Origin of the sequence: Methanoculleus sediminis (genome assembly GCF_001017125.1) — an archaeon.
GTDB lineage: Archaea > Halobacteriota > Methanomicrobia > Methanomicrobiales > Methanoculleaceae > Methanoculleus > Methanoculleus sediminis.
Map to the genome: position 1 here is coordinate 413,553 of NZ_JXOJ01000001.1, position 12,362 is coordinate 425,914.

Below are 12,362 nucleotides of genomic sequence, written 5' to 3' on the forward strand. Positions count from 1 at the left end.
CTATTTATGTCTATGATCAAATATATATCGCGAGTCCGATATTAAATATCTGCTGGAAATATTTCGATTGCTCCGAATAGGAAACGTATTCTGTCCTGTCTGCCGTAACATAAAAATGGCAAAGTTTTGTCATTTCGTGCTACGTTTTCCATACCGATCGCATCCGCTCTCCGACGATCGATACGACGTATATGTGCTCGCAAAAAAAAGAGAGTTTCAGGCTTCGATCCGCTGGTAGAGTTTAGCGTAGATCGTCTGGCCCTTTCGTTTCCGGTGGCGCTCTCCGAGGTCGCCCTCGTAAAGGGCAAACCGTCCCTTGATGCCGTCCATATCGACGTCGACATCCTCGCGGTATGCAAACCCGGGCATCATGACGTCGATGTCGCCGAGGACGTAGATCTCGCCTTCCACCATCTGGCCGCCGAGACGGCTCTTTGCATTGCCCTTGATGATGATCTTTCCACCCTCGGCATGGGTGGCGACATGAACGTCGACGTCGCCGCCGATGACGATCTCGCCGCCGTTCATGAAGGTGCCGATATCGCTTCCGGCATTGCCGGTGACGGTGATCTTTCCACCCTGCATGCCGCGCCAGTCGCCGCGGTATGCGGCGCCGAGGTAGTTCCCGGCGTTGCCGTTGATGACGATCTCGCCGCCCTTCATGCCGGTTCCGGCAAAAGCATCGACGTTCCCGTTCACGGTGATCTTGCCGCCCTGCATCCAGGCTCCGACATACATATCGGCGTTGCCGTTGACGACGACCTCGCCGCCGGTCATCTTCATGCCGATGTACTTGACCCGGGAAAGGTCGCCGTTGACGACGATCTTCGTCTCCTCGGGCGTCGCTCCGGCGTTGCCGGAGACCTCGAAGAAGTCTCCGAGCCGGTGCTGCTCGCGGCCGATGTAGACGTGGAGGCCGGCGATCTCTTCAGCCTTCTTCCCGGCGAACGTGTCGGGGCAGATGGTGTCGGCCTCGAGGTAGAGATCGGGCTGGTTCTTTATGGTGAGTTTAACGGTATCCATCCTTCTCTCTCCTCACTCTGTGGCATCAACCTCGATTACGTACGGGTTCGGGAGGTAGTGTCCGGTAACCTCGTAGTTGTTTAAGGTGACGGTGTAGTAGCGGAGGAACTTCTCCTTGACGTCACGCATCACCTGCGGGTTCTCGTTGACCTTTGCGTTCACCCAGAGCGTCCGCTTGTTGCCGTTGCTGGCGATGTTGTGGTCGCGGATGACCTGGACACCGGTCTTGAAGAGGTGTTCTGCGTTCAGGAACGCCTTCTCGATGTCGTCGGGTGCGTAGGGCTCGTTCGGGTTGAAGTCGTAGACCGCAACGTCCGCTTCGAGGCCGGGTGCAAGCCCGCCGTACATGTGCGCAAGACCGAGCGACTTCGCCGGTCCTGCACGGGTCATCTGCGCGATCTCGTAGAGGTCGAGTTCGCGGTCGAGGCCGGCAAGGTTGGTCGCCTCGATGACCTTGTCCTTGTGCTTGAAAGCGTCGAACTGCTGCTCACGGGCTTCGGTGCTCATGAGCCACTTCATGACCCGGGGGTAGCGGATGAACGGCCCGGCGTTCGGGTGGTCGGTGGTGATGAAGATCCGCATGGGGTCCTTCGCGAGCAGCGCAAGTTCGAGGCCGATGCACCACTGGATGGCGCAGACCTTGATGCTCGGGCTGTAGACGTAGGGCACGACCCCGGATCCGGTCTCGAGTTCCACGTCGGCGTTCGCCCACTTCAGGTGGTTCAGCTCCGTGAGGTGGTGCTCGAACGGCCCGTCGGCGGTCATGGTCGTGGTCTCGTCGAGGGTCACCTGACCCATGTCGATGGTGATGTTGTCGTGCGAGTTCACGTAGTCCATGATCTCCTTCGCCTTCGACTCCACGTTCGCCCAGGAGTCTCCGCCATAGGAGTGGAACTGGACGTGGGTGTGGTGCATCACCTGGTCGCGGCCGAACTTGCTGTTCGGCTTGATGCCCTCCGAGAGCTTGAACGAGTCGAGCGTCGTCGTGTAGTTGCCGGGGTTCCCGAGGTTGTTCGCGTGCATGTGCATCGAATGCGGGAGGCCCAGGTACTCGTTCGCCTCGATGAGGCCCTTGATGATCTGTGCCGGCGTGATGTCGAAGTAGGGGACCGGGTCGTGAACGTTCTCGCAGTTCAGGCCCCAGGCCCAGGCTTCGGTGCCGCCGGGGTTGACGACCTTGACCGCGTAGCCCTTCGTGGCCCGAAGCAGCCAGGCGATGTAGGCGGCGGTGTTCTCGATCTCGTGGTTCTTGAGGTACTCGAGCACGAACCAGTTGTTCCCGAAGACCGGGTAGGCTCCCTGGTCGAGGATCGGCGTGTCACGCATCTCCTCATGGGTGTGCCGGGCGTAGAGCGGCGGCATGGCCGCTTCCATCACGGTCGTGTAGCCCATGCGGGCGTAGTTGTAGCCGGTCCGGATCGTCGTCGGGACGGAGAACCCGCCCTGCATCCGCTCGATGCCGTTTTTGGGCTTGTAGCCGAAGAGTTTGTCTTCGGGGCGGAAGTTCCTGCCTACGTTCACCTTCGGGCCGGCGACATGGGCGTGGATATCGACGCCACCGGCCATGACGGTCTTACCCGAGGCATCGATGACCTGCGGACTCTTGACCGCAGTGGTCTCGACGATCTTGCCGTCCTTGATGGCGACGTCGGCTTTGTCTCCCTTGATCCCGAGAACCGGGTCGAAGACGAAACCGTTCTTGATGAGATACTCTGCCATCGCTTACACCCCCTGGATCTCCTTGACACGCGCAAGGACGCGTTTCAGGAACTCTTCGTCGGTCATCATGCCCTCGGGGGGCTCGACGACCTTTCTCGTCTCAATCGGCACGTTGTCCATCCGGTATGCGCACCCGCCGATCTCGACGCCGACGAAGGCGACCGGGACGTGGACCTTGCAGACCTCGGTGGTCGGGGTCTCGTGCGGGTCGATCGCGACCGACGGGCGGTCGTAGATCTTTTTGACCGAGCTGAACGGGAAGTGCGCACCGGGGTCGCTGCCGAGGACGAAGACGGCGTCCACCTCGTCCCTGCGGAGCAGGTCGTTGGAGGTCGTCTCGCCGGGGTTGTAACGGGCGAATCCGCGGGAGAGGTCCACCGCATAGGGGAACCCGAAGAGCCAGCCCCAGACCTGGCCGGAGCCGGTGACGTTGTAGTGCCCGCGCATCGGCATGATGGCTGCTTTCGTGTACTCGTTTAAGTCACGGGTGACCGCGATGGCCTCGTCGATGTTGTGGTTCTTCCCGAGCGACTGGGTCACGCCCATGCCGAAGAAGATGATCGCGAAACGGCCGCTCTTGAGCGTCTCGGCGACTTCGTAAATCTTCTCCTTCGGGATTCCCGCGACGACGTCGGGGAGCTGCTCGCCCTTGAACGCCACGCGGAGCGCGTTAAGGAGCTCGTAGTCGCGCCCCTGCTCGATCTGCAGGTGGACGTCCGCCACGCTCGCGGTGTCGGTGGGACGCGGGTCGACGACGATCACCTTGCGGCCCGTGTGGCCCTTGCCGGTGAAGAATCCGCGGGGGAAGATCGAGTAACGGGACATGTGCCGCGGGTGGGCGTGTGCCGGGTTGCATCCCCAGAAGAGGATCCGGTCGGCACGGTTCTTGACCTCGCCGAGCGTGCAGCTCGGGATACCGATATCCTGAACCGCAATAAGGGATGTTCCGTGGCAGACGGTCGCCGTGTTGTCCATGACCGCTCCGACGGCCTCACCGATCTCGGAGCCGACGGCCTGGGCTTCACAGTTCGTGGAGCTCCAGCCGTACATCAGGGGCTTCTTTGCTTCGGTGAGCATCCGGGCGGTATACTCGATTGCCTCGTCGTAGGAGATCTCTTTCCAGGACCCGTCCTCCTGCCGCATACGGGGGCGGGTGATACGGTCCTTTGCCTGGGAGTGGAGGAACTTCTCGGCACCGATGGCGCACGCGTTGTAGACCTCGTGGAGTTCTTTTCCGTCATCGCTGACGACGACCTCGAGGTCGTCGCAGAGTGTCCCGCAGAACGGGCAGATAACGTCGGTTACAGTCTTGGTCATGCTAGTTCACCCCTGCATCCCTTGCGCACCAGTTCCAGTGAGCCGAGGACGGGTTCGTTTTTGGCGACCTCCACCTCGACAGGTGTGCCCTTAAACGTTGGCATGCCGGTAGAGTAGGTGTTCGGGTTGACCACCATGTTTGCCCATGGCCCCATGGGTATGTATGCCACACCTGGATGGGGACCCTGGGTTGCATCGACCGCCTTGACGACGACACTGCCGTACTTGCTCGTGACGCGTACGTTCGTGTTGCGGAAAGCTCCCAGCTTCTTAAAGTCCGCCGGGTCGAGTTCGATGATCCCGCAGGCGGTGGTGTAGGCGGGTTTTTCTTTCCCCGCCTCCATGGACACCCCCTGCTGGATCGTACGACCCGTGATCAAATTCACTCTGATTGCCATTACTATTCATCCCCTGTCTATTGTGTATTATCTGGCAAACTCTTTGAGCGGGCTCGGGCCGAGCTCGTTGATGGTCTTGACGACGTCGCTCATGACCATGCCCCACTTCGCACCCTCGGATGCGGAGACGAAGGTCATTCTGAGACGCTTGTCGTCAAGGCCGATGTTCTTGAGGACACTCTTCAAGAGGAACATCCTCTTGGCTGCCTTGTAGTTGCCCTCAAGGTAGTGGCAGTCGCCGAAGTGACAGCCGGAGACGAGCACGCCGTCCGCCCCATCCTGGAATGCCTTCAGGATGAAGAGGGGATCGATCCTGCCCGTGCACATCACGCGGACTGCGCGGATGTCGGGAGGATACTGAATGCGGGCGCCGCCGGCAAGGTCTGCACCGGCATAGGAACACCAGTTGCAGATGATGGCGATGATCTTGGGTTTCCAGTTCTCGTCTGCCATTTACTGTTCACCTCCGAGGAGGAATGCGTCGATCTGTGCAACGATCTGCGGGGTTGCGAAGTGCTGCATCCAGATTGCACCGCCGGGACAGAAACCGCCGCAGGTGCCGCAGCCTTTGCACTTGGCTTCGGTGACCTGCATGACCTTGCGGCCGTCCTTCTCGACGAGCGAGAGGGCCTGGTAGGGGCACTGGTTGACGCACAGTCCGCATCCTGCACACTTCTCCTCGATACACTGGGCGAAGTAGGGCTCGAGCTCCACCTCTCCCCTGTGGATCGGGATGGATGCCGCGGATGCCGCACCCTCTGCCTGGGCGACCGTGTCCGGGATATCCTTCGGTCCCTGGCAGACACCGGCGAGGTAGACGCCGGCAGTGGTGGTGCCGCACGGGTTCAGCTTCGGGTGAGCCTCAAGGAGCCAGCCGTCCTGCGAGCAGGAGACGCCGAAGAGTCTCCGGGTCCTCTCGGTCTCGGCGGCGGGCTGGATGGCTGCCGCGAGCACGACCATATCGACTTCCATGTCGATCGGCCGGCCGAGGAGCGTGTCCTCCGCATTGACGTGGAGGTTCTTGGTCACCGGGTCTTCGGTGATGTTTGCCACCCTGCCGCGGATGAACTTCGCACCCTCGTTCTGGATGCGGTAGTAGAACTCCTCGTACATCTTCCCGAAGGACCGGATGTCCATGTAGAAGATGTAAGGCACCGCGCCGGGGATCTTCTCGATGATCTGGTGGGCGTGTTTCAAGGAGTACATGCAGCAGAACCGCGAGCAGTACGGTCTGCCGACGCCGGTGTTGTCACGGGAGCCTGCACAGAGCACGAACGCGATCCGCTTCGGGGTCTCGCCGTCGCTCGGGCGGACGAGGTGGCCGCCGGTCGGGCCGGACGCACAGATCAGCCGCTCGAACTCGAGCGACGTGATGACGTTGTCGTAGTTCTTGTAGCCCCACTCGAATTTCTTCTCGATGGGGAAGATATCGTATCCCGTGGCAAGGATGGCGGTGCCGACCTTGACGGTGATGAGTTCGTCCTGCGCATCGAGGTCGACCGCCTTCTTCTCGCCGCATGCCTCGACACAGAGACCGCACTTGACGCAGGCGTCGAAGTCGACGGTGTAGATCAGCGGGGAGACCTGCGGGTGGTAGATGTAGATCGCCTTCCTCGGGGCCATGCCGAGCTCGAACGGGTTCGGCTTGATGACCGGGCAGACCGTTGCACAGTCGCCGCAGCCGGTACAGCCGCCGCCGACGATGCCGCGGGCTTCCGCCTCGGCCGGGGTGAGGACACCGCGAGCCTTCTTCCGGAGGGTTACGTCGAAGTTGCCGATGTATCCCTCGACCGACTCGACCTCGGTGTAGGTGAGGAGTTCGATGTTCTCGTTCCGGTAGACGTCCACCATCTTCGGGGTCAGGATACACTGCGAGCAGTCCAGCGTCGGGAAGGTCTTGTCGAGCTGGGACATCCTGCCGCCGATCGTGGGGCTCTTCTCCACGAGGTAGGTCTTGATGCCTGCGTTCGCAAGGTCGAGCGCTGCCTGCATGCCGCCGACACCACCGCCGACGACCATCGCCGCCTTCTCCACGGGGACGCTCTTCGGGATGAGGTCTTCAAGGAGAGAGGCTTTCGCTACGGCGATCCGGATTGCATCCTTCGCCTTCTCGGTAGCCTCCTCGGGCTGGTGCATGTGCACCCACGAGTTCTGGTCGCGGATGTTTGCCATCTCGAACCGGAAGGGGTTCAGGCCACCCGCCGCGGTCGCGTTACGGAACGTGGGCTCGTGCAGACGGGGCGTACAGGCCGCGACGACGACTCCGGTCAGGTTGTGCTCCTTGATGGCGTCCGCGATCATGTTCTGACCGGGGGTCGAGCACATATACGCGTAGTTGTCGGCGACGACAACGTTCGGGATCGTCCTGGCGTATTCCTTTACTGCCTCGACGTTGATGGTGCCCGCGATGTTGGTACCACAGTGGCACACAAAAACGCCAATTCTTGCCTCTTTGTTCTTGACTTCTGCCATGTATTTGCACCTCACAGGATCTTCTTCAGGAACGGCTCAACATCGATGGCATGAAGGTCGAGTGCAAGCTCGTCCGGGTTCATGCCCTGAGCCAGTCCCAGGAGTTCGTTGTAGTGCAGGACCGGGAGTCCCCAGGTGATGCCGAACTTGTCCTGGATCTCGACCTGTCCTCTGTCGTACTGGAGCTGGCAGAACGGACAGACCTCGGTCAGCGCATCCGCGCCCACTTCCTGCAGGTTGATCAGTTTTTCGTTCGTGATGTCGAGCGCGTGTGTCAGGTCGTATCCGCGGACACCGCCGCCGGCACCGCAGCACTGCATCTTATTGCGGTACTGGACGGGCTCGGCTCCGAGAGCGGCGACGAGTTCTTCGATCCACATCGGGTTCTCGGTGTCGCCGAAGTGCCGCTCCTTGCCGGGCTTCATCAGGTGGCACCCGTAGTGGACGGCGACTTTCGCGCCGGTCAGGGGGCGCTTGACGCTGTCGGCGATCTTCTTGACGCCTACGATCTTGGGGTCGTAGTAGAGCTCGGCAAGGTGCCAGACGTCGACGGTTCCCTTGAACTCCATGTCGATCTCTTTGAGCACCTCGTTGACTCCGTCGCGGAGCTCGTCGTTGTGCTTCAGCTTGTGGTTGACTTCCCAGATCGACTTGTAGCACCCGTTGCAGACCAGGGCGATATCCATGCCCATCTGCTCGGCGAGCACGACGTTTCTGGCCGCCATCGCGTACCAGACGTTCAGGTCAATCGAACCGAACGCACCCGGTGCCGGGCAGCAGCTTGCGCCCTTCAGGGGGAGGAGGTCGATGCCGACGTTCTTGCTGGTCCGGATGGCCGCCGCCTCGATGCCGGGGTACCGGTTCGGGGCGATGCACCCGAGGAAGAATGCGTACTGGTGGTTGTTTCCGCTCATGGTTTCACTCTCCCTCCGCGAGGATTCTGTCAGCGTTCTCTTTCAGTCTGTAGTGATCGAGGATCTTCTGAATGCCGGGCAGGTACTCGGGGTACTTGTGCGTCGTCTCAGGCTCCTCGTCGAGTCCGAGCTTCTTCCTGGCCGCACGGTTCGCGTCGTTGTTCGGGACGCCGTGTCCGCTCTTGTAGATCAGCTGGACGGTCTGGAGGAAGTTGCGCGGAACGATGTCCCGCTTGAACGCCAGGTTCCTCATCGCCATGATCGCGTCGGTCGGCGCGAGGTCGCGGGGGCACCTGTCGGTGCAGCTGTAACAGGTCGTGCAGAGCCAGAGGTCCGGGTCGGTGAGTGCCTCTTCCTCGAGACCGAGGACGGCTTTCCTCATGAACAGCCGGATACGGTACGAACTCCGCGGTGCCGAGGGGCACGAACCGGTGCAGGTGCCGCACTGGTAGCACATGTGGGCGGCCGTCTGCCCGATCTTCTCAACTTCTTTGAGGAACTCGGGGTTGCTGTCAGGAATGTAGTATTTCCTGTCCCGAAGTTTCTCGGCGAGTTTCTGGTCCTTATAGTCTTTCTTCACTGCCATTGGCTATCCCTCATGCCTCTTCTGCTTCTCCCAGAACTTTGACCTCGACCTCTCCGGGGGCGGTCTCTTTGACCTTCGATGTCCTCGGGGTGAGCAATTTCTCCTTGATCGTCTTGAAGAGGTCAGTCTCCTTATCCTTCATCCGGATGCCGGTCCTCCGCAGGACGATTGCATCCTCGCTCGGGCAGGCGTTGACGCAGGCGCCGCAGAGGATACAGAAGTCCTTGTTGATGGCGATGTTGGCCTCAACCTGTCCCTTCATATCCTTTGCAGGGACGGGGGACGGCAGGTAGAGCGCGTTGCAGGGGCAGACCTCCACACAGGTCGAACAGCCGCCGGGGCACTTCTCGGGGTTGATCTCGATGTCTCCCTCGAAGATCTTCTCGACGGTGATTGCCTCCTGCGGGCAGGACTGGACGCACCATGTACAGGTGCAGCAGTTGTCCTGCTCGATGTCGACCTTGCCGGGCAGCTTGGTGCTGATGATCTCGCGTTCGAGGGTGATTGCATCCTGGGGGCAGGCCTCGACACAGATCGTGCACCCGTCGCAGGTGCTCTCTTCCCACTGGACATCCCCTTCGACCTTGCCGGTCTCGGGGTTCGCGGGCTTGCGAACGACGGTGATGCTCGGACAGAGTTCGCCGCAGATGCCGCAGACGTCGCACTTCTCGGTGTCGACGGTAAACGTCGTCTTGGTCTGCAGTGCAGCCTGGCGCGGTTTGCCGGCTTCGTCGCCGCCCTCGAATGCGGGGACGTCGCGATTGATGGCGTCCCTCGGGCAGACTTCCTCGCAGATGGTGCACCGATCGCACTTCTCCTCGTCGATCGTCGTGACCATATCGTAGGTGGGGAATCCCTCCTGCTCAAGAATCGGGAGGCGCTCCTCCCCGTCGATCTTGAGTGTCATCGCATTGAAGGGGCACATGACGACACAAACGCCACAATACGAACACTTCTCAGGGTTGACGTCGACGGGTTCTGCGTAGTCGATGGCCCCGCGGCGGGTCGCACCGACGGGTCCGAGCACGATTGCCTCTTCCGGGCAGGCGTCGACACAGATGCCGCAGCCCGTGCAGGTCTCGGCGTTCAGGATCAGGTTGTTGACCGCCTTCAGGAGCCTCTGCTCCATGATGACGTTCTGGCCTTCCCGGGTTTTGGAATACTTTGGAAACAGTGCCATATTCTAGTATCACTCCTAGGCTTCCACTTTTCGGGCCTTCGCCCGGCTTTCCCACGGTCCTACAAGCTTGATGACTCCATAGGGGCATGCCTGGACGCATACGCCGCAGCCGGCGCAGAGCTCTGAGTTGAAATCAAGGATGACGGCCTTGCCGTCTCTGACCTTGTAGATCTTCTCCTTGGTTGCTGGATCTTCGGTGTAGAGCTCGAGAGCGTCGACCGGACATGCCACCACGCAGTTGTTGCAGCCTGTACATCGTTCCATATTGATGTGCAATGCAAATGCCATGGTATCACGCACCAGATCTGATCGATTAAAAATCGATATAAAAAGAATTGTCAAAGAATATACATAAACTTTCTGAAATCCGGCAGCCTTATATTCCAGAACTATGATTATCCGTCAAATTTTATAAATTAAAACGGTTGCCATGTTAACCCGATGCCCAAAATCTTATTGCTACACCGACTTCCGGGCAAGAGTGCAAAACAAAAACCTTAAATCTTAAATCAGAGTTTTTGATGAAAATCGGTGGTCTATCCGCCCCGGCAGCGTTGAGGGCGTGCAGGATCGCCACCCGGACCGGAGGGGACGCTCATCCACTCGATCGGGATGACCCGATGCGCGTTGCGCGGTGTGAGCGGCAACCGTTTCTGTATCCGTCGACTCTTCACTCTTCGTGCGGAACCCTGCGGTCGCCTCCGAAAACCGGTTCCGGTTCTGTGCCCGCAGTCCCTGTACCGCATCCGGGATTGGCCTGCAGGCGGGCTGGCGGGGCCGCGGGCGTCGTGCAACGTCTCCTCGCAGGGAGCCCGGCGCCGGTCCGGTGCGCACGCCCGGGTAAAAAAGAAACCTTATTCAGTCCATATCATAACATTGTAGCAAACGAGGTGTATTCTATCCATGGAACTGAAAGAGGCTAAAGGCGTTACTATAGATGATACCTATGCAGAGGCGTTCCCGACCTGGGTGGCGCGGCCCATTATCACCGCCGTCACCGAGGAGTGGGCGTACAAGGCAGCAGTGGAGGCCGTAGGGTTTGCCACCTCGACCATCGGATGCCCGGCGGAGGCGGGTATCGACTGCTTCGTCTCCCCCGACGAGACCCCCGACGGCCGCCCCGGCTACGCGATCATGATCTGCGCGAGCAAGAAGAAACTGAAAGAGCAGGTCGTGGAGCGCCTTGCCGAGTGCATCCTCACCGCCCCGACGACGGCGGTCTTCGACGGCCTCTCGGACGTCGTCGCCGAGGTCCCGGAGAAACTCCCGGTCAAGCTGCACTTCTTCGGCGACGGCTACGAGGAGAAGCGCGAGGTCGGCGGCAGGACGGTCTGGGCCATCCCGATCATGGAGGGCGAGTATATCGGCGAGGAGGAGTTCGGCGCCGTGAAGGGTGTTGCAGGCGGTAACTTCTTCATCATGGGCGAGAACCAGATGGCCGCCCTGACGGCCGCCCAGGCAGCGGTCGACGCCATCAGCGGCGTCTGCGGTGTCATCACGCCCTTCCCCGGCGGCATCGTCGCGAGCGGTTCGAAGGTCGGGAGCAACAAGTACAAGTTCATGGGTGCAAGCACGAACGAGGCCTACTGCCCGACCCTCCGTGATAAGGTCGAGAACAGCAAGGTTCCCGAGGGCGTCAAGGCCGTCTACGAGATCGTCATCGACGGTGTCGACGAGGACTCGATCAGGACCGCGATGGCCGAGGGCATCCGTGCGGCGACCAAGGTGCCGGGCGTGAAGTTCATCAGCGCCGGGAACTTCGGCGGCAGCCTCGGGCCGTTCAAGTTCGAGCTGAAGGACGTCCTGGCGGACTACCTCTAAATCTCTTTTTTGCTGCGGTTTTGGATCCCCTTACTTATCGACCGATCGGCACTGTTTCCTATCGAGAGAAGCAGTTACTGCACCTCAACAGTGACCTCAAATTGCTGGATGACCGACCGCTCGCCTTCCCACTCTCGCCAATTCTTGAACCGGAGCCGGGATCGACCCTGCTGTGGTGCATGAAACGTAAATGTTCTTACACCTGCAGCGCCGATTGCGTCACCCGTTTGCTCGAAAGTATCCCCGACAACCTCGAGATCTCCTTGATCCACCAATGCCCAACGATAACCCGTTGTCGGATTTTCGCCCAGACGGACAGTAACCGGACTCCCGACCTTCACCGTCACGGTATGGTCCCGGTCCCCCTCATCGACAATCATCGTGTTTACCCCGATCACCAGGATTATCCCTTTCTAAAAAAGGGTTTGCATGATTCTGACCCGCAGGGGTCACGGCAATACACGTTTGGTCGGCAGGTCCTGCACTCACCAGACATACAACTCGTGAATCATACCGTCGCTTTCTTCCCGGTAACTCACCAGCGATCCTTTTTCACGCGCATGGGCCGCCAGCATGGTGAAGGCAACAGTGATGCTGTCGGATTTATTGCTTAACTTCTTCCAGCCCACGCCTTCGATTCCTGCCCATGCATTGCGGTTCTGGCTCAACGACCAGAGGGAGACAACCTTCTTATTGTTTTGCCATGCTGCGATGCCGGTGATCGCACCCCCTTCTGCCGGGAGAGACGGCGCGGCATCTCCCGTACCCGTCATCATTGGTTCCAGGGCCGGCGTCACAGCCGTGGCGCCCCCGGCTTCATGAGCACTCTCCGGCGGCATGTCCCGGGGTGCCGACGCACCCCCGCTTTCCTTCTGCATTCCCTCCGCGAATTCGCTCAGGCTCAATTCCGGTTTGGATTTTTTTACAGTCAT

Annotated in this window: 13 protein-coding genes; 1 reads left to right on the top strand and 12 read right to left on the bottom strand. The window is 60.2% G+C overall.

The window, feature by feature from the left end; translation table 11 throughout:
• Positions 1-216 precede the first annotated feature (216 nt).
• Genes SZ63_RS02120 through SZ63_RS02165 form a run of 10 tightly spaced genes read right to left on the bottom strand, consistent with a single transcriptional unit; the run spans position 217 to position 9,897 of the window.
• Positions 217-1,023, bottom strand: coding sequence for a formylmethanofuran dehydrogenase subunit C (locus SZ63_RS02120; RefSeq protein WP_048180316.1), 807 nt, complete (start codon positions 1,021-1,023; stop codon positions 217-219).
• Between the two features lie 12 nt (positions 1,024-1,035).
• Complete coding sequence (locus tag SZ63_RS02125; protein ID WP_048180319.1) at positions 1,036-2,742, bottom strand: formylmethanofuran dehydrogenase subunit A; 1,707 nt, start codon at positions 2,740-2,742, stop codon at positions 1,036-1,038.
• 3 nt (positions 2,743-2,745) lie between these two features.
• Complete coding sequence (locus SZ63_RS02130; RefSeq protein WP_048180324.1) at positions 2,746-4,059, bottom strand: formylmethanofuran dehydrogenase subunit B; 1,314 nt, start codon at positions 4,057-4,059, stop codon at positions 2,746-2,748.
• Complete coding sequence (locus tag SZ63_RS02135; RefSeq protein WP_048180327.1) at positions 4,056-4,457, bottom strand: molybdopterin dinucleotide binding domain-containing protein; 402 nt, start codon at positions 4,455-4,457, stop codon at positions 4,056-4,058. Before SZ63_RS02135 ends, SZ63_RS02130 begins: the two co-directional genes overlap by 4 nt.
• 27 nt (positions 4,458-4,484) lie before the next feature.
• Positions 4,485-4,910 (bottom strand): hydrogenase iron-sulfur subunit, encoded by a 426-nt coding sequence (locus SZ63_RS02140; RefSeq protein ID WP_048180329.1) that lies wholly within the window; start codon positions 4,908-4,910, stop codon positions 4,485-4,487.
• Positions 4,911-6,929, bottom strand: coding sequence for a CoB--CoM heterodisulfide reductase iron-sulfur subunit A family protein (locus SZ63_RS02145; RefSeq protein WP_048180331.1), 2,019 nt, complete (start codon positions 6,927-6,929; stop codon positions 4,911-4,913).
• 11 nt (positions 6,930-6,940) lie between these two features.
• Positions 6,941-7,843 carry a CoB--CoM heterodisulfide reductase subunit B gene (gene hdrB, locus SZ63_RS02150; protein ID WP_048180337.1) on the bottom strand — a complete coding sequence of 301 codons (903 nt, stop codon included), beginning with the start codon at positions 7,841-7,843 and terminating at the stop codon, positions 6,941-6,943.
• A 4-nt stretch (positions 7,844-7,847) separates the two neighbouring features.
• A complete protein-coding gene (hdrC, locus tag SZ63_RS02155) occupies positions 7,848-8,429 on the bottom strand; it encodes a CoB--CoM heterodisulfide reductase subunit C (protein ID WP_048180340.1) in 582 nt (193 codons plus the stop codon).
• Between the two features lie 10 nt (positions 8,430-8,439).
• Positions 8,440-9,609 (bottom strand): 4Fe-4S binding protein, encoded by a 1,170-nt coding sequence (locus SZ63_RS02160; protein WP_048180343.1) that lies wholly within the window; start codon positions 9,607-9,609, stop codon positions 8,440-8,442.
• 15 nt (positions 9,610-9,624) lie between these two features.
• Complete coding sequence (locus tag SZ63_RS02165; RefSeq protein ID WP_048114244.1) at positions 9,625-9,897, bottom strand: indolepyruvate ferredoxin oxidoreductase subunit alpha; 273 nt, start codon at positions 9,895-9,897, stop codon at positions 9,625-9,627.
• Between the two features lie 615 nt (positions 9,898-10,512).
• Between SZ63_RS02165 and fhcD the strand changes: the two genes are divergently transcribed.
• Complete coding sequence (gene fhcD / locus SZ63_RS02170) at positions 10,513-11,430, top strand: formylmethanofuran--tetrahydromethanopterin N-formyltransferase (protein WP_048180346.1); 918 nt, start codon at positions 10,513-10,515, stop codon at positions 11,428-11,430.
• A gap of 74 nt (positions 11,431-11,504) precedes the next feature.
• Here the strand turns inward: fhcD and SZ63_RS02175 are convergent, their stop codons facing one another.
• Positions 11,505-11,810 carry a protease inhibitor I42 family protein gene (locus SZ63_RS02175; protein ID WP_048180820.1) on the bottom strand — a complete coding sequence of 102 codons (306 nt, stop codon included), beginning with the start codon at positions 11,808-11,810 and terminating at the stop codon, positions 11,505-11,507.
• A gap of 105 nt (positions 11,811-11,915) precedes the next feature.
• Entirely contained in the window at positions 11,916-12,362 is a 447-nt protein-coding gene (locus SZ63_RS12325) for a hypothetical protein (protein WP_052959033.1), read from the bottom strand.